12 protein-coding genes and 1 pseudogene are annotated in these 17,171 nt (G+C 60.6%); 11 read left to right on the forward strand and 2 right to left on the reverse strand.

Annotation, left to right across the window (positions count from 1 at the left end):
* Positions 1-172 precede the first annotated feature (172 nt).
* A complete protein-coding gene (locus R3C19_11235) occupies positions 173-436 on the reverse strand; it encodes a hypothetical protein (GenBank protein MEZ6060926.1) in 264 nt (87 codons plus the stop codon).
* Positions 437-991: 555 nt separating this feature from the next.
* On the opposite strand from R3C19_11235, the gene R3C19_11240 reads away from it, so the two are divergent.
* The 4 genes from R3C19_11240 (at position 992) to R3C19_11255 (ending at position 3,438) form a co-directional block, all read left to right on the forward strand.
* Positions 992-1,192: an SRPBCC family protein gene (locus tag R3C19_11240; protein MEZ6060927.1), complete on the forward strand. Its 201-nt coding sequence runs from the start codon at positions 992-994 to the stop codon at positions 1,190-1,192.
* Entirely contained in the window at positions 1,182-1,922 is a 741-nt protein-coding gene (locus R3C19_11245; protein MEZ6060928.1) for a GyrI-like domain-containing protein, read from the forward strand. The genes R3C19_11240 and R3C19_11245 overlap by 11 nt, the downstream gene beginning before the upstream one ends.
* A 114-nt stretch (positions 1,923-2,036) precedes the next feature.
* Complete coding sequence (locus tag R3C19_11250; protein MEZ6060929.1) at positions 2,037-2,216, forward strand: hypothetical protein; 180 nt, start codon at positions 2,037-2,039, stop codon at positions 2,214-2,216.
* Positions 2,217-2,325: 109 nt separating this feature from the next.
* A complete protein-coding gene (locus tag R3C19_11255) occupies positions 2,326-3,438 on the forward strand; it encodes a sugar-binding protein (GenBank protein ID MEZ6060930.1) in 1,113 nt (370 codons plus the stop codon).
* On the opposite strand, the gene R3C19_11260 is transcribed toward R3C19_11255, so the two are convergent.
* Positions 3,432-4,718: a hypothetical protein gene (locus tag R3C19_11260; GenBank protein ID MEZ6060931.1), complete on the reverse strand. Its 1,287-nt coding sequence runs from the start codon at positions 4,716-4,718 to the stop codon at positions 3,432-3,434. The two genes, R3C19_11255 and R3C19_11260, sit on opposite strands and share 7 nt — an antisense overlap.
* 333 nt (positions 4,719-5,051) lie before the next feature.
* On the opposite strand from R3C19_11260, the gene R3C19_11265 reads away from it, so the two are divergent.
* From R3C19_11265 to R3C19_11295, 7 genes and pseudogenes are all read left to right on the forward strand, one after another.
* Positions 5,052-6,647, forward strand: coding sequence for a TolC family protein (locus tag R3C19_11265; GenBank protein ID MEZ6060932.1), 1,596 nt, complete (start codon positions 5,052-5,054; stop codon positions 6,645-6,647).
* A gap of 385 nt (positions 6,648-7,032) precedes the next feature.
* Positions 7,033-7,239 (forward strand): hypothetical protein, encoded by a 207-nt coding sequence (locus R3C19_11270; protein ID MEZ6060933.1) that lies wholly within the window; start codon positions 7,033-7,035, stop codon positions 7,237-7,239.
* A gap of 705 nt (positions 7,240-7,944) precedes the next feature.
* Positions 7,945-9,963: an efflux RND transporter periplasmic adaptor subunit gene (locus tag R3C19_11275; protein ID MEZ6060934.1), complete on the forward strand. Its 2,019-nt coding sequence runs from the start codon at positions 7,945-7,947 to the stop codon at positions 9,961-9,963.
* 48 nt (positions 9,964-10,011) lie between these two features.
* A pseudogene (locus R3C19_11280) lies at positions 10,012-11,601 on the forward strand (efflux RND transporter permease subunit).
* Positions 11,602-11,772: 171 nt separating this feature from the next.
* On the forward strand, positions 11,773-13,539 hold the full coding sequence (locus R3C19_11285) for an efflux RND transporter permease subunit (protein MEZ6060935.1): 1,767 nt from the start codon (positions 11,773-11,775) through the stop codon (positions 13,537-13,539).
* A gap of 145 nt (positions 13,540-13,684) precedes the next feature.
* Entirely contained in the window at positions 13,685-15,598 is a 1,914-nt protein-coding gene (locus R3C19_11290) for an alpha-amylase family glycosyl hydrolase (protein ID MEZ6060936.1), read from the forward strand.
* A 178-nt stretch (positions 15,599-15,776) separates the two neighbouring features.
* On the forward strand, positions 15,777-17,156 hold the full coding sequence (locus tag R3C19_11295) for a DUF1501 domain-containing protein (protein MEZ6060937.1): 1,380 nt from the start codon (positions 15,777-15,779) through the stop codon (positions 17,154-17,156).
* Positions 17,157-17,171 lie beyond the last annotated feature (15 nt).

Here is a 17,171-nt window from a genome sequence, read left to right on the forward strand (position 1 = left end):
GTGATCACGTCCAGCATTCCGAAACCGGCAGGACCGGCGGTCGGGCCGTACGGATCACAGCTCTGGCCGCGTACAACCGTCTGATCGGCTGCAACCGCGATGCCGCGAGTTGCTGTCTTCGGAGCCGTGCCGTTTGCCCACAGGCGAACCGGCGACGAAGACGAACCGACGGTCAGTTCATGAGCACCACCGCGGACACCGGAGATCGCGAAGCGTCCTTCGGCGTTGCTGGCAGTGACAGCAACCGGCTTGCCCTGATACTTGAGCTGAATCGCGCGGAAGCGACCGCGTGGCCTGCTGAATTGTGGACGACACCATACAGCGTGCCGTCTTTCGAGATCTCGACGTCTCGAATGATTGACTCAGCGCCAGCCATGACCGGACCGGACATCAGGACACCAAAGCACACAGCAAGGCTGGCAGCTTTGGTCAACATTGTGTGCAGTTTCATCTTCAAACCCTCTTGTCTATCGGGAGCAGCAGGCGCCAGTGGCTGACCGCCAGAATGGATACTTCCAGTTACATTCGATTTCGGCAAAACAGGAACCGGCACTACAATCGGAGCAGAAAAAAAGTGCCGCAATTCCCGAATAACCCGCACCGCTTAACACCACGATTCCGCCGCGAACAGACCTGCTTTATCCCACTTCCGGAACTCTCCCGCAGAAACGGCCAGTCGCGGGAACCCGGTTTGCTCGGAACGCGGGAATTGCGAGGCACACTCCTCAAACGGCAACTCCCGACGCTGCGTGTCAGACCGGAGAACGCTGAATGCACCGGCTTGTTCAAGGCTTTCGGTGAAGTCCCGCGTACTTTCGGGGACGGCGTAGATACCGACGGACCGCCGGAACGGAGATTTCCAGGACGACCACACAATGCACTGGAAGGATTGTTGGGGGTTGCCATTCGCTTGTCTTTGCCTTGGCTGACGGGACGCATGGCAATCCGGTACGATCTGCTGGACGATGTCAACGCAGATTGAGGAGTCACCATGCCGAAGTTTCACGTTCAGCGTTCAATCACCATTGATGCGTCACCGGAAGAAGTCTTCGACAGAGTTGCTGACTTCGGCACCTGGACAACGTGGTCGCCGTGGCTGTGTGCGGAACCGGACGCCGAAGTCAAAGTCAGTGAAGATTCTTCGTCGGAGGGGTCCGTGTATTCGTGGAGCGGCCAGATCGTTGGCGGGTGAACTGGAACATCGCCGTCTTGAACGAGGCCGCCTGATTGACGACGAGATCCGATTCCTGAAGCCGTTCAGGTCTCGGTCAGACGTCGGCTTTGCGTTTCAGCCGAGCGGCAGCGGCACCGAAGTGACATGGTCCATGAATGGTTCGCTGCCGTGGTTCATGTTCTGGATGAAGGGCATGATGGAACCGTTCATCGGCATGGACTATGACCGTGGCCTGAAGATGCTGAAGGAATGGATCGAAACCGGCGAGATCCAGGCGAAAACAGTCATCCGTGGAGTCGAATCAATCGGCCCGCTGCGAATGGCGGGAGTACGCCGGTCGTGTGCGGTCCGCGAAGTCGGCGAATCCATGCAGGAAGCGTTCGGTGAAGTCCACCGACAGTTTCAGGCTCACAACCTGCCGACGGATGGAAAAGGCATCTCGGTTTACCACCACTTTGACATCCGGGGCCAGCGGTTCGACTACACGTCGGGATTCCTCATTCCGGAATCGACATCAAACATTCCATCCGGCCTTTCCACCTGGTCGATTCCCAAAGTGAATGCTCTGGCCGTCGAACATCAGGGCAGTTACGGACACCTCGGGAATTCGTGGAGTGCTGCCAACCAGTACACTCGCTACAAAAAGCTGAAACAAAGCAAGGCCGGTACGTTCGAAATCTACCGGAACACTCCGGACGACACGGCACCTGCCGACCTGCGGACCGACATCTATCTGCCGCTTCGGTAGGCTCCTGGCCGGTTGGCATGGCACGAGCCACGGCGTCTGGCAAATCGCCTCGTCAATGATTCAAATCAAATGAACCGAGGATTCATCTGACAGCCTGGTTCAGGGGAGCGTTGTTTGCGAGCGTACATCGTCACAAGCGGAATCATCTTCGCACTGATCACGGTCGCTCACTTCGTGCGCATTTTGTTTGAGAATCCTCGATTGGCGCGTGATCCGGTGTTCGTCCTGCTGACGGTGCTGACGATCGTCATGACTGTCTGGGCGTGGAAAGTTCTGCCGCCGAAGAAGAAATAGTCAGCGTTCTGAGTGCGTGCGTCCATTCGGTTGCGGAAAAGGCCCGCGTGAAGGACGATGCCAATATCGCCAGGCACAAAGCGATATTCCGCTTCCATGAAAGCACACGATGAGCACACTGTTTCTTCAGCAGCCGCTTCTCGCTCCGGCGAAATCACCCCGTCGCATTGTCGTTCTGGTTCTTACGGCGGCGGCATTCTGTACGTCGTTCGTGACGACTGTGTTCGCCGCTGATGACGGCGTGCGAGCAGTCGTCACTCGCGCGACCGGTACCGTGGCGATTGACGGCGACATCAGTGAATTTCAGCACGCCGTCTGCACGCCGGTGGAGTACTTCAATTCCGACACGAAGAACCGGCCGGCTCAGTTCTTCTACCTGTGGGATGACGAAGCGTTTTATGTCGGACTGCGGACGCTGGACGAACACTTCTTCTCACCCGTCACACCGCTGTGGGAAGGCGACGCGGTGGAATGGTACTTCGACACTCGGCGAGACAGCACGTTTCGCGATCAGAAATGGGGCAAAGGGTCCGTGCATTGCTTCTTCACGCCAATGGAACTCGACAATCTGAACCCTCGCTTCTGTCTGCGACCGGGTTACCTGGACGCAATTCCCCAGACCGGCGTCGAAGTCGCCGCAAAGCGGTGGAAGCATGGTCTTCAGGTGGAATTCAAACTGCCGTGGGTGAACTTTCCCGACTTTCAACCGAGAGCCGGCGAAGTGATTGGTGTCGATGCCGAGTTGTCATACAGCGACGGCGGGCCGAGGTCGTATCGCAGCTTCGTGTTCGGAAGTCCGCTGTCCGTTCAGCAGCCGGGCAACCTGGCGCGGGTGCTGCTGGTCGATGATTTCCAGCGGGAGCACTGGAAGTCTGCGGCCGCGGTGATGATGCCGATTCGAATCGACACGTCATGGTCTCAGCCGGGAGTGCCTCACGTGCAGGGCCGTATCGCAATGCCCGCAAATCGCAGCAACGAAATCGGGAAGGTTGTGTTCCACCTGATCGGTCTCGACGGAAATCCGATCGGCGAGTTCGAAGCCGCCGAAGAGCAGATCCTTCAGGCGGACGGCAACTTTCGCACTCGCGTGGCACAATGGCCGGCGGACCTGGCGGCTCCCGGAACGTACAACGTCTACGCCGTGATCCACAACACGAATGGCGACGAACTGGCTCGCGTCGCTCCCCGCATGGTGAGTGTGAATTCGCAGCAGGGTTACTGAGCCGAATTCGATTCGGCGCTGTCGGTCAGCGGAAATTGAACGATCGTCATTTTGCCGTAGCCCGCCGGCCACTCGCTGTCAACTTCCACCTGTCCAACAAAATCTTCGTCGTTCAGGATCGCGTGATAGTCCTTCGCCAGCTTTCCGTTTTGATCGATGTAAAGTTTGATCAGGTATCGTCCGGGCGGCAGTTGCTGCTTTTCAATCTGATCGGCCCACGCCGTATTTCGTTCGGCTGTCAGGCTCAGCGAATGCTGCCACAGATTCCCGCCGCCAAAGATCGGGCGGTCCGACGTTGCCATTCGCTGCTTTGACCAGCCGTGGTCGGTCATCCGGAACAAGTCGGCCTGAAGCAGCAGCTTGTCGAACTTCGCCGGCACGTTTTCGAACTTCAGCCAGATATCCGTGACCAACGACACCTCGCCGCTTTCCGGCGGCAAATCCTTCGCCGTCTGATACCGTCCGTGCTTCATCGCGGCATAGTCATCGATGAAGCGACGGAATTGCTTGTACGTCCGGTCGCCGACCACCATCTTCTGGCCGCCACCGTGTTCGACCTGCTGAGTCGGCTTCATCAAAATCAGGCTGTGTTCGGGCTCATCGGCGTCGATCAGGCCATTTTCGATCATCGAGTTCATGGTGCCGGCGGGATCGTTCAGCCGAATCCACGACACCTGCTCACCGTGTTCTTCGACCTGCTTTTGATTCCTGTCGGGCGAATGACATGCGGCACAGCGACCGGCTTCGGTCCAGATGTTTTCCACAAACGAAGCCAGCACGCGATCGGTGCGAGCATGACGGATGACTTCCGGCGGAATCGTCGGTCCAATGGCAACTTCCGTCTTCGCGGCTTGCAGTTCAGGATCTTTGGCCGCCGCCGTCAGCCAGGCTCGAAACGCGGCCGCTTCTTCCCGGCGAACCTTGTCGGAAATCAGATTCGGCTTCTCAGGACGTCGTTCGATGAACTCCAGGATCTTCGACTTGTCGACGTGTTCGATGTCGACCAGCTTCGCGCTAACAAGTGCCGCAAATGTCTCGCGCTGAGTGCTCCGGATGTAGTCCTTCAGATCGACTCCGCTGAGATGGCATTCGGCGCAGCTTGACGGTTTCGCCGACTGAAGAATCGGCAGGATGCGGCGTTCGAAGACAGCCAGAGCCGAGTCCCCGCTGCTGGCAGCCGCTGCCGCTTCTTCGTTCGGTTCTGCCGCCTGATTGGCTGCGCCGAAACTGATGCTCAGGCAAACAACCGCCGGAACGCTGAAACAAATGATCCTCAACATCGCTGGAATCCCGCGGAAGGCGTTGAACATGGATATGCGGAAGCCGCGGCACGACGACCGCACCGCGCATCAGCATAGCACGGCCTGGCCTGAGTCGACGATTACTTCGGCGGTAAATCGCACAGCCAGCATAACCGGACGCGGTTCGCCGATTGACACAAACCAGCGCCTTGAGTTCGGAATGCTCGGCCCGAAGTCCGCATCGGCAGTTGCCGGGAATCCGCGCGCGACGGCCGGTCGATGTTCTCAAACAGTCGTCGTGCGGCGTCTGACCACGGCTTCATTGCCTGGCGCGAGCTGCGGCAAAAACTGCCAGTCGAAGGATCGATCTGCGTGGAAGGAAATGCAGGGAAGCTCGCGCCGCCGCGATCTCCGGCGGTGCTGCGGATTATCGTAGTATTCGCGATGATCGCTGGCTGCCAGAGCCAGCGGGCTGCGATCCAGCACACCTACAAGGTTGTTCCGCCCCGGTTCGACTCACAGCAGGACTCCGTCGCGGAGCACCCGCCGGGCCACAAGCCGACTGCCGACAGCCCGATCCGGCTGGCGGTGTTTCAAGACGACGTCGGTGCCGACGACGCCGGCATGCACACCAAACCGGAGTCGACCGCGGGAGCCTTGCCCGCCGACGAAAACGTCCCGGCTCAACCGCTACCGATTACCGACGATTCGCTGGCAACGCTCGAAGCCGCCGCGATTCTTTCCAATCCGAAGCTGATCGGAATGCAGCAGCAGGTGAACGCGGCCTGGGCCAAAACGCATTACGTCGACAAGCTGCCGGACCCGTCCATCGGCGCGAATGTTTTCGGTCAGCCGATTGAGACTGCTGCGGGATCTCAGCGAGCCAACCTGTCGATCATGCAGATGGTGCCGTGGCTGGATCGTCTGGAGTCACAGCAGCGGCAGGCGTGCTTCGAAGCGATGGCGATGCAGCAGATGCTGAACGCCGAGCGTCTTAAAGTGACAGCCGACGTACGAACCAACTATTTTCGGCTCTATGTGCTGCACCGGCAGCTCGACACCGTGCAGGGCAATCAGGAGCTGCTGCGGATTCTGATCGACGTCGCCAGCGCTCGCGTGGCAAACAATCAGGCGACACAAAGCGACGTGTTGCTGGGAACTCTGGAATTCAGCCGACTGGAAGAAGACCGTCTGTCGCTGGAACAGCAGGTGGCTTCAACGACAGCGGAACTCAATCGTCTGCTGAACCGACCGGCCGACACTCCTCTCACCGCGCCGCGCGAACTGCAGGTTGTTCGCCCCGACTGGAGCCACGAGATTCTGCGGCAGACGGCGCTGCAGCACCAGCCGATGATTGCCGCCGCAACGCTGACAACCAGCGCGACTCGCTGGGGGGTCGAGGTTGCTGAACTGAAACGTCGGCCGGATTTCAGCTTGTCTGCGTCCTGGTACGTGATCGACAACAACCGTCCCGCGTCGGCGATCGTGGGTGTCGGCAACGATGCCTGGTCGCTGGGAGCCACGATGACCGTTCCTGTGGGACGAGAAAAGTACGACGCGATTCGCGATGAAGCGCGGTGGAAGCACGCGGCATCTCACGCGGACGCGCAGGACGTGATTCGTGAGTTCGATGCCCGGCTGCTCGATTTGCTGCAGCAGGCTCAGGCCGCCGCAGAAACCGCCGTGCTGTACCGCGACACCATCATTCCTCAGGCCGAACAAACGCTGCGAGCCGATCAGGCGGCGCTGGCGGAAGGAACCGTCGAATTCGACCGGGTGATTCAGAATGTCCGAAAGCTGCTGACGCTCGAATTCGGCTACCACCGGACGATCGGCAATCTGGCGATCGCAAACGCTCGCATCCGACAGGCCGTCGGTGCGGACCTGACCGGTGAGTTGCTCGCCACGGACACCGTCGCGGAACGCAGTACGCCTTCCCATGCCGATGCTGCGGACGGCACGGACTGACGATTCGCTGGATTCGATTCACCCCGCAACCGGCGGGATTGCGCGATGGGTCTTCCCTGGATCGAATATCTCGCAATAATCCGTGAATCGCGTTCCATTCACGAGAGTTGAACCTGTGTCACCGCGCCCCATCATTCAAAGACTGGTCACCGCGCTGACGGTCGTGGCGATCACAATACAGGGAACATGCGCGGACAGCGTCTCATGCGGCTGTTCGACCGTCCGGTCTGTGACTGCGCCCCGCAAGTGTTGCCGCGCGGACGTGAAACAGAAGTCGGCAGTCTCGAAGCCGAAGGCGCGGACGTGCTGCGGAGGTGACGGCTGCTGCTGCTGTGGATCGCCACGTTCCAGGGCCAGCGACGGTTCCGGCCGCGGTGTTCACTGTTTGTGCGGCCACAGCTCACAGCCGCCGACGGTACCGGCGCAGTCGTCGACAACTCCCGATCTGCGATCCGCCGGGCTCAGTCTGCTGGCCGTCGCACTGCCTCTGCCGCGCGAGAATCCTGCCGTCAGGATCACGTTTGCCCTGGAAAGCTGCAACGCCGCCGGTTCGCGTGCAGCCACCATCCTGTATTGCGTGTGGCGGACGTAGACGCATTCGCCAGGCGCTCGCAATGCGCCCCGTGATTGAGCCGCGAAGACGAAATCATCTGCCGCGGCCGCTGTTTATCCGGTAACGACGTCGGATTCGCGTTTGACGTTGCGCCATCCAAAGCTGTGCTCATTATTCCTGCACGTATTTTCCAGAAGGAGTTCTCACATGCATTCGTCTGCTCCTCTGCATCCTGTTCACCATGTCAGCGTTTACCGTCGGGTGTGCCGACTCAGCAGACCCAGCCGCTTCCGGCTCGGCCCAGCCGGTGTGACAACCGCGGCGAAACCGCGAACCAGCACTGCCCGATCATGGGCGGCGGCAATCTTCGAAGACGGAGGAACGGTGCGGAATGGCCAGACTATCGGTTTCTGCTGCGATGGCTGCGGCGAAGAATGGGCGGCGGCTTGTCCGAGGAAGACAAAGCCGCAAAAACACCGCCGCGGATAGGCTTCGACGAACACCATGACCACGCCGACCAGCCGCACGGCGCGTCAACGAAGACGCGGGGGCATAGTGCCTTTGAGTCGTATCCTGGTGTGCCACTGTGCAATACTTGATGCCTGCGCTATGAAAACACTGGCACAGCCAGTGGCACGACCATTCGATTGCCATCATCCACCGAGCCATCCACTTCCTCGTCACGCTTGGTCCGCTGGTTGAACAGGCCGCGGCTGGTCCGCTCGCTACACGGGAGCATTCATCATGACGACCGTCAATCCGCCCAAACCGCGTCCGCGAGCCTGGTGGCTGCGGCAGGCGTTTTCTGCGCTGCTGGTGTTGGGTGTCGGCGTTGCGCTGATCGCTGCCATTGGAATCGCTCAGCGGATGGGGTTGCTGGCTTCGGGTGGAAGTATTTCGTCAGACGTCGGCGGCGCGGAGGTTCAGGTTCACACCTGCCCGATGCATCCGCAGATCCGCCAGCCCGGCCCGGGACGGTGTCCGATCTGCGGCATGCCTCTGGTTCCCGCCACGTCGCGCGCGGTGGATGAAGATGAACTGGCCGTGACCATCACGCCGGCCGCTCGACGACTGGCCAACATTCAAACGCAGCCGGTCCGGCGCGAACCGCTGGTGACCACGATTGAGACCGTCGGAACGATCGCGATTGATGAAAGTCGCATGTCGACGGTCTCATCCTACATCGACGGGCGCATCGAGCGACTGTTCGCTGATTACACCGGAGTTCACGTTGCGAAGGGCGATCATCTGGCAATCGTCTACAGCCCGGAACTTTACGCCGCTCAGGTGGAGTATCTCGAAAGCCGCGCGGCCGACATCGATCCGCGAACACCGGCTCTGGACGCTGTCCGGGAAGCGAGGAAGAAGCTGGCCTCCGGCGCGCGGCAGCGGCTGGTGGAACTGGGGATGACGTCCGAACAGATCGCGGATCTGGAATCGTCTGCACAGGCCATGTCGCGGCTTACGATTTATTCCCCGGCGGGCGGTACCGTGATTGAAAAGATGGTTCAGGAAGGCAGGTACGTAAAAACCGGCGAGCCCATCTATCGCATCGCCGACCTGTCAACCGTCTGGCTGATGCTTGAGCTGTATCCGGAGGACGCCGCTCGCATCCGTTTCGGTCAGCGGGTGGAAGCGGAACTGCAGTCCCTGCCCGGCAGGACATTTACCGGCCGAGTCGCGTTCATTGACCCGGTCGTTGATGCGCGATCGCGATCGGTGGGCGTGCGAGTCGAGTTCCTGAACGAAGACGGCCGGCTGCGGCCCGGCGACTACGCGACAGCCAGCGTCTTCCTTGCGATCGGACAGCAGGGCGAAGTTTATGATGAAGAACTTGCCGGCCGGTGGATCAGCCCGATGCATCCGCAGATCATTCGCGACGAACCTGGTCAATGTCCCATCTGCGGAATGGATCTGGTTCCCACGACGCGCTTCGGATATTCCGACACACCGGTCCAACAGCCGGATTCGCTCTACATCCCGCGTTCGGCAGTGCTGATGGCCGGCTCTGACAGCGTTGTTTACGTCGAAACGCAGCCGGGCAGATTTGAGATTCGGCCGGTGACGCTCGGCGCGATTCTGAAAGACCGCGTTGTCATTCTTGACGGCGTGGAAGCCGGCGAGAACGTGGCGACCGCCGGCAACTTTCTGATCGATTCCCAAATGCAGCTTGCCGGCAAGCCGAGTCTGATCGATCCCGCTCGCGCGGTGGCGGCGAAGACTGATCGGCCGGAATTCCAGGAACAGCCGCTGCAGTTCGACGACAGCTTCGTCATGTCCATCAGCGGCGAGGCCGGTGAGGAACTCGAGCAGCTCTTCGGCGCTTACGATGCGATTCAGACATCTCTGGCGAATGATCAGCCGCCGTCCGCGAAAGACGCGACAGCCCTGCACGAACTGGCCGCGAAGCTTGCAGCGCTGGACGAGCTTCCCGCTGCGGTTCGCGAGCAACTGAGTATTGTCGCCGACAACAGCCCGCACCTGCATCACCTGCCGATCGACGACGCGCGCCTGCAGGCCTTCCGCCCGATCAGTCACGCGATCGTGACGCTGGCTTCTCAGGTCCGCGGCGCGAAGGCAACGGCACCGCTGCATCACATGCATTGCCCGATGGTCAAGGGAGGCGGCGGCGACTGGCTGCAGGCGACCGACATCCTGAGAAATCCCTACTACGGAAGTCAGATGCCGCGATGCGGAAGTCATGTCCGGCAATTTCCCGCCGCGGAAACGCCGCCCGGTGCAGACGCGAAACCCACCGAATAACGAGGGAACTCCGAAGTCCCGGGAGTCGCACCCTGCGACGGACAACCAATGCTGAATCACCTTATCCAATTCTGCACGCGTGAGCGCCTCGTGGTGGTGCTGTTGACGATGGTCGTCATCGGGTTCGGCATTCGCAGCGTCCGTGATGTGCCGATCGACGCAATACCGAATGTCGGCGAGAACCAGGTCATCGTGTTCACGGCCTGGCCCGGACAATCACCGAAGGACGTCGAGGATCAGGTCACTTACCCGCTGTCCGTCGCGCTGCTGGCGGTGCCTCACGCCGAAAGCGTGCGCGGCGAGTCTGTTCGGGTACAGCTTCGTTCAGGTGACGTTTTCCGATGACACGGATTTCCCATTGGGCTCGTTCCGCGAGTGGCGGAACAGTTGGGCACAGCGGCTTCTGTCCTGCCGGAAGGCGTGACGCCCGCTCTCGGACCGGACGCCACGGGACTGGGACAGGTCTTTTACTACACGCTGGAACCGCCTGACAACGGCATAAACCTTGCCGAACTGCGCAGCCTGCAGGACTTCGTAGTGAAGTATGAACTGCAGGCCGTGCCGGGCGTCAGCGAAGTCGCCAGCGTCGGCGGATATGTCCGCCAGTATCAGATCGAAGTCGATCCCGACCGGCTGCGATTTCATGACATCCCGCTGGAAAGACTGATCGCGGCCGTGAAGTCGTCGAACACCGACGTCGGAGCGAAGACGGTGGAATCGTCCGGGATGGAGTTCATTATTCGGGGACGCGGATTCATCGGTTCCGGCGGAACACCGTCCGACGCGATTCAGGACATCGAGGAGACGACCGTTCTGTCGCGCGACGGAATCCCCGTGCGAATTCGCGATCTGGGCACCGTTCAACTCGGGCCCGATTTTCGACGAGGCGCCATCGACCTGAACGGGACGGAAGCCGTCGGCGGCGTTGTCGTGATGCGATTCGGCGAAAACCCGCGGAAAGTCATCGAGCGGGTGCGCGAAAGAATCTCACAGATTGAACCAAGCCTCCGCGGAGTTCGCGTCAACGCCATCTACGATCGCACGCGACTGATTGATGAAACCGTCGGCACACTGACAACCGCGCTCACCCAGGAAATCGTCATCACAGCGGTGGTGATTCTGCTGTTCCTGCTGCACGTACGAGCCAGCATCGTGGTGGCCATCACTCTGCCCGTCGCCGTGCTGATGGCGTTCATCGGTATGAACGTTCTGAATGTCGACGCCAACATCATGTCGCTGGCGGGAATCGCGATTGCCATCGGCACTATGGTCGACATGGGGATCGTCGTCTCCGAAAACATCTACGGACATCTCGCCGACTGGGAACACCTGCAGAGCCGGAAAGCTGATCGCTCACCGGAGCACGACAGCCCTGCGAAACGCAACATCGACGCGGCTGACGACATTCCAGCGGACTCCGGCCGATTAGCCGTCATCAACAGGGCCGCGGCGGAAGTTGCTCCGGCGGTCGTGACGGCAGTGCTGACCACCGTTGTCAGTTTCCTGCCGGTGTTCATGCTGACCGGACGCGATCACCGGTTGTTCGCTCCGCTGGCGTGGACAAAGACCTTCGCGCTGATTTCCGCATTGATCGTGGCGGTGACGCTGGTGCCGCTGCTGAGCCGACTGCTGCTGCGAACTTCACGAATGAAACTTGCCACACGAATCGCCGGCGCTGCTGCGCTGGCAATGCTGACGGGCGGCACGTGCTTTCTGGTGTGGGGAACACGAATCACCGCGGCGCTGCCAGTGTCGCTGGCCGCGCTGACGGCGCTGGTCTCAGCCGGCGGCGGATTGCTGGGTTTTTGGATGCTGAGCGAACGCCTGCGCCCCGTGGACGAGAATCCGGTCAGTCGGCTGATCAACGCGGTGTATGAACCGGTCCTGCGACTTTTTCTCCGGCGGAAGGCCGCCTTTCTGGCGATTCCCGCGTTCTTCGTGCTGCTGGGGCTGGGAGCGTGGATCGGGCTGCCAGCGGTACTGGCACCGTTCGAAAACTTCGCGAGCCGTTTGGGGGCGGATCTGAATCAGGTTCCCGGATATGTGGCGTTCAAACATGCGTTCCGGGGTCTGGAATCGGATGACTGGATCGCTCTGGACGAAGGCAGTTGGTTCTACATGCCGACGCTGTATCCCGCCGCCGGGTTTTCTCAGGCGATGGAGATCCTGCAGACTCAGGACGCGCTGATCAAACAGATTCCGGAGGTCGACAACGTGCTCGGCAAGATCGGTCGCGTCGATTCGGCCCTCGATCCGGCACCAGCGGCCATGATAGAAACCTACGTCACGCTGAAGCCTCGCGAACAATGGCGGGACGGCATCGATGCCGGTGACGTCTGGGACGAAATTAACGCCGTGGCCACGCTGCCGGGAGTCACGCCGGCGTCTCCTCTGCAGCCGATTGAAGGACGCGTTGTCATGCTGCAAAGCGGAATCAGAGCGTCCATGGCGATTCGAATCTTCGGCGACAGCCTGGACGGACTGGCGGACGCGTCCCGCAAGGTGGCCGAACAGTTGCAGCGCACGCCACAGGTGAATCCGGCTTCCGTCAACCCCGATATTGTGCTGGGCAAACCGTATGTGGAGTTTGAAGTCGACCGCGACGCAGCCGCTCGGTTCGGACTGTCCGCGGCGCAGATCAACCAGGTTATTGCAACCGCGCTCGGCGGAGCAAACCTGACCAGGACGGTTGAAGGGCGCGAACGCTATCCCGTGCGGGTTCGCTATCAGCGCGACCTGCGCGACCGGATCGATGAACTTTCGCGCCTGCCGGTCGTAACAGGCTCCGGCGAGGTTGTTCCTCTGGATCTGCTGACCGACGTCAGCACGACGTGGGGACCGGGAGCCGTCAACAGCGAAGACGCGCGACTGGTGGCTCACGTGTCGTTCACACCTTCAGGAATCACGGGCGATCTGGAAACGGTGAAGGCCGTCGAAGCGTCGCTGCGGGACGCTCAGCGCGACGGAACGCTGCGGCTGCCCGCCGGATACGCGCTGCAGGCGGTGGGATCGTTCCAGAACCAGGTGGAATCCAACGCACGGCTGATGTGGGTGTTGCCGCTGGTCGTGTTGACGAACCTGTTCATCATCTACCTGCAGTTCCGCCACCTGCCGATCACGCTGGCCGTGTTTGCCGGAATTCCCGTGGCGTTCTCGGGAGGCATGATTCTGCTGGCAGTCAACGATGTGGAAATCAATACCGCCGTCTGGGTGGGATTCATCGCTCTGTTTGGAATCGCGGTGGATGACGGAGTCGTCATCGCCACGTATCTGGACCAGGTGTTTACCCGCCGAAAACTGAGGTCCGTGCAGGATATTCGCGACGCCACCGTTGAAGCGGGACTGCGCCGCATTCGACCCTGCCTGATGACCACCTTCACAACGGTGATCGCTCTGATTCCCGTGCTGCTGTCCACCGGACGCGGCGCCGAAGTGGCGAAGGCAATGGCGTGGCCGGTCTTCGGCGGAATGATTCTGGAACTTCTGACACTGTTCGTCGTTCCCGTCGTGTTCTGCGGATTCAAGGAACTCAAGATGAACCTGGGACTCCACGACCGGCACTGGCAGGCAGGCTGACGCTGCAACGCCAGGACTTTCCGTGTGCCAGCGCCGCGCTGGCAGCTGCAGTGACAGTTTCCGCGTCGCTGGATTCCGTCCATGCCGCGCGCGATGATGTCGAAATGCGTCTTTGAATCTTCAACTTCGGAAGAATGCTGTCGCCATGCCCGCATCACTGGCTCACGTGAATTCCGGCACGCCGATGGGAGCGACACTGATTGATGACGGCGCGACGTTTCGCGTGTGGGCTCCGAATGCCCGTTCCGTGCATGTGATCGGCGAATTCAACGGGCGCGTGCGTGACGACAGCAGCCTTCTGACCAAAGATGTCAACGGCCACTGGGAGGGCTTCATTCCCGGTGTGCGCGACCGGCATCGATACATGTTCTACGTTGTCGGTGATGGATCGGAAGGCCCGAAGCGTGATCCGTACGCTCGCGAGCTGCAGACTCCGTTTCCGGGAGAATGCATTGTTCGCAGAACCGATTTTCCGTGGCACGACACCGGCTACGTCACGCCGCGGTTTCCCGATTTCGTGATCTATCAACTGCACGTCGGCACGTTTTTCACTCCCAACCTGCCGAACAAAGCCGGCACGTTTCTGGATGTCGCGCGAAAGATTCCTCACCTGGCGGACCTGGGAGTCACCGCGCTGCAACTGATGCCGATCCAGGAATTTCAGACGCAGTTCAGCCTGGGTTACAACGGAACGGACTATTTTTCGCCGGAGATGGATTACGGAGTGGAAGACGCCGAACTGGCACCGTACGTCGCTCACGTGAATGACCTGCTTGAACGAAAGCATCTGCCGAAATACGCCATCACCGACCTGCACGGAGAAATGAACCAGCTCAAAGCACTTGTCGATCTTTGCCATATTCACGGTTTGGCGGTGCTGCTGGATGTCGTCTACAACCACGCGGGAGGTGACTTCGGCGATGAGAGCATTCACTTCTTTGATCGTCAGTCAACGTTCGGCGGCAACCGCAATTCGCTGTATTTCACAGACCGAGGTCACGCCGGCGGCCTGGTATTCGACTTTGGCAAGCCCGAAGTCCGCGACTTTCTGATTCAGAATGCTCGATTCTTTTTGAACGAATATCGCGTCGACGGATTTCGGTACGACGAAGTCAGCGTGATCGATCACGACGGTGCTCCTCATGGCTGGAGCTTCGCTCAGGACTTAACGTCGACCGTTCGGTTTCATCGTCCCTCCGCGCTGCAGAAGGCCGAATACTGGAGTGTCAATCCGCTGGTCGTAACGTCCGCGCCGACCGGTGCAGGATTCGATACCACTTTGACCGACGGCCTGCGTGACGCGATTCGAAACGTCATCAGCGATGCCGCGTTTCCCGATGAACGCCCGCTGAAGATGCAGGCGCTGGCGTCCGCGATGTGGCCCGGCGGTTTCCACGATCACTGGCGGTTCGTGCAGGGGCCGGAAAACCACGACGCCGTCCTCCGCGATCGAAAGCTGCGAGTCGCCAGGCTGGGTGATCCGGCAAACCCGCGATCATGGTTCGGCCGCAGCCGCGCCCGCGTCGCCACCGGCATCAGTCTGACGGCTCCCGGAATTCCCATGCTGTTCATGGGTCAGGAATTCCTGGAAGACAAGCAGTGGTCCGACAATTTTCGAGATCATTCGGACCTGCTGCTGTACTGGGACGGCCTGGCAAACGGCGATCGCCAGATGATCGATCACCTGCGCTTCACGCGTGAACTAATCCGACTGCGCTGGCGCTGCCCGGCGCTGCGAGGCCAGGGATTTCGAATCGTGACAGCTCACGACGAAAATCGCGTGCTGGCCTATCATCGCTGGGTGCCGGACGAAGGCCGCGACGTGATCGTGGTCGTGCATCTGTCGACGTACAACCGTTTCGACTATCGCATCGGTTTTCCGAGCGGTGGCGAGTGGAAGGAAGTCTTCAACAGCGACGTGTACGAAAACTGGGTGAACCCCAACAGCGTCGGCAACGGAGGCCGGACGTTCGCGGACTCCCATCCGATGCACGACTTCGCGTTCTCCGCATCACTGGCGCTTCCGGCCAACAGTCTGCTGGTGTTTGCGCGGGAGTGAGTGCTCCGGACAGCACGTCATCGCGTGTCGTCACGGGGTGTTTGACGATGATTTTTCACGGCGTTCTCCCGGCGGTCGTGCGGCGATTCCGCTTTGAATCGGTGGGGATTCGTGAGAGAATCGGCCGGGCGGAGGAATTTTGCAGTGATGCCTTGGGTGCCGATTCGGGAGTACCGAAATGTGGAAAGTCACCGGCGGGGCGACTCGCGACTGCGAGGGTCTGGTACGGCGAAGTTTTGTGCAGGCCGGAGTGCTGGGGCTTGGCGGGCTGACTCTGCCCGGACTGCTGCAGTGCCGCGCCGCGGCGGGTGAGAAACCTGCGATCGATCCTCTGCGGACCGACACCAGCGTAATTCTGATCTGGATGAGCGGCGGGCCGGGACACCACGAAACCTGGGATCCCAAGCCACACGCCGTGGATCAGTATCGCGGTCCGTTCGGAGCAATCGACACCAGCGTTCCCGGCATTCAGTTCAGCGAAATGCTGCCCGAACAGGCAAAGATCGCGGAACACATTGCCGTGCTGCGCAGCGTCAACCACGGCACCGGAGATCACACAAAGGGCAATCACTGGATGCTGACCGGTTTCGAAGGACCGGACTTCAACAAGTCGGACAACAGGATTCAGCGACGGCCCAGCCTGGGTTCCGCTGCGGCGGCGATTCGGGGAGCGAACGTCGCCGGAATGCCGCCGTACGCCGCGGCACCTCACCTGCGAGGCGGCACCGACAACCTGTTCCACTACGCCGCGTATCTGGGAGGCGTCCACAATCCCTTCGTCGTGAATTCCGATCCGAACGAAGAAGGCTTCCGGGTTCGCGACCTGACGCTGTCACGAGGACTGACGTTTGATCGGCTGGAAGGCCGACGCGAACTGTTGACGACGCTGGACCAGCATCGGCGGCGAATCGATCAGCAGATGGCCGACATGAGCGACCACCAGCAGGCGGCATTCAGTCTGCTGACCGGCTCAACGGTCCGCGACGCATTCGACATCAGCCAGGAATCCGTCGAAGTGCGAGATTCCTACGGACGCCACACCTTTGGTCAAAGCGCTCTGCTGGCTCGAAGGCTGGTGGAACGCGGCGTGACGTTCGTGACCGTGAACACGCAGCCGTGGGACCATCACGGCACGGCCAACCGGCTGCCGACGGAAGAAGGAGCGAAGCAACTGATTCCCCCCGCCGACAAAGCGATCGCCGGATTGATTCGCGATCTTGTGGATCGCGGTTTGTACGAGAAGACTCTGGTGGTGGCGATGGGTGAATTCGGTCGCACGCCGAAAATGAATTCCGCGGCCGGGCGCGATCACTGGGGCCACACATTCAGCGTCATCATGGGTGGCGGCGGATTGAAGTCCGGTCAGGTGGTGGGAGAATCTGACGAACACGGCGCCTATGTGGTCGATCGGCCGCTCAGCCCCGAAGACGTCGCCGCGACCGTCTATTATCACCTTGGCATCGACGCCCGGCAGACGGCTTTGCCGGACCAGACCGGCCGACCTCGATACCTGGTCGAACACGGCGAGCCCATCCGCGAACTGATTGGCCATGCCTGAACTCAAGCATCGCGT

Source organism: Planctomycetaceae bacterium, assembly GCA_041398785.1.
Lineage (GTDB): Bacteria > Planctomycetota > Planctomycetia > Planctomycetales > Planctomycetaceae > JAWKUA01.

Bases quoted from the DNA above. Each gene is read 5' to 3' on its own strand.
- R3C19_11275 (MEZ6060934.1), top strand. From the start codon at position 7,945: ATGACGACCGTCAATCCGCCCAAACCGCGTCCGCGAGCCTGGTGGCTG.
- R3C19_11235 (MEZ6060926.1), bottom strand. From the start codon at position 436: ATGTTGACCAAAGCTGCCAGCCTTGCTGTGTGCTTTGGTGTCCTGATG.
- R3C19_11240 (MEZ6060927.1), top strand. From the start codon at position 992: ATGCCGAAGTTTCACGTTCAGCGTTCAATCACCATTGATGCGTCACCG.
- R3C19_11260 (MEZ6060931.1), bottom strand. From the start codon at position 4,718: ATGTTGAGGATCATTTGTTTCAGCGTTCCGGCGGTTGTTTGCCTGAGC.
- R3C19_11285 (MEZ6060935.1), top strand. From the start codon at position 11,773: ATGCTGAGCGAACGCCTGCGCCCCGTGGACGAGAATCCGGTCAGTCGG.
- R3C19_11295 (MEZ6060937.1), top strand. From the start codon at position 15,777: ATGTGGAAAGTCACCGGCGGGGCGACTCGCGACTGCGAGGGTCTGGTA.
- R3C19_11290 (MEZ6060936.1), top strand. From the start codon at position 13,685: ATGCCCGCATCACTGGCTCACGTGAATTCCGGCACGCCGATGGGAGCG.
- R3C19_11255 (MEZ6060930.1), top strand. From the start codon at position 2,326: ATGAGCACACTGTTTCTTCAGCAGCCGCTTCTCGCTCCGGCGAAATCA.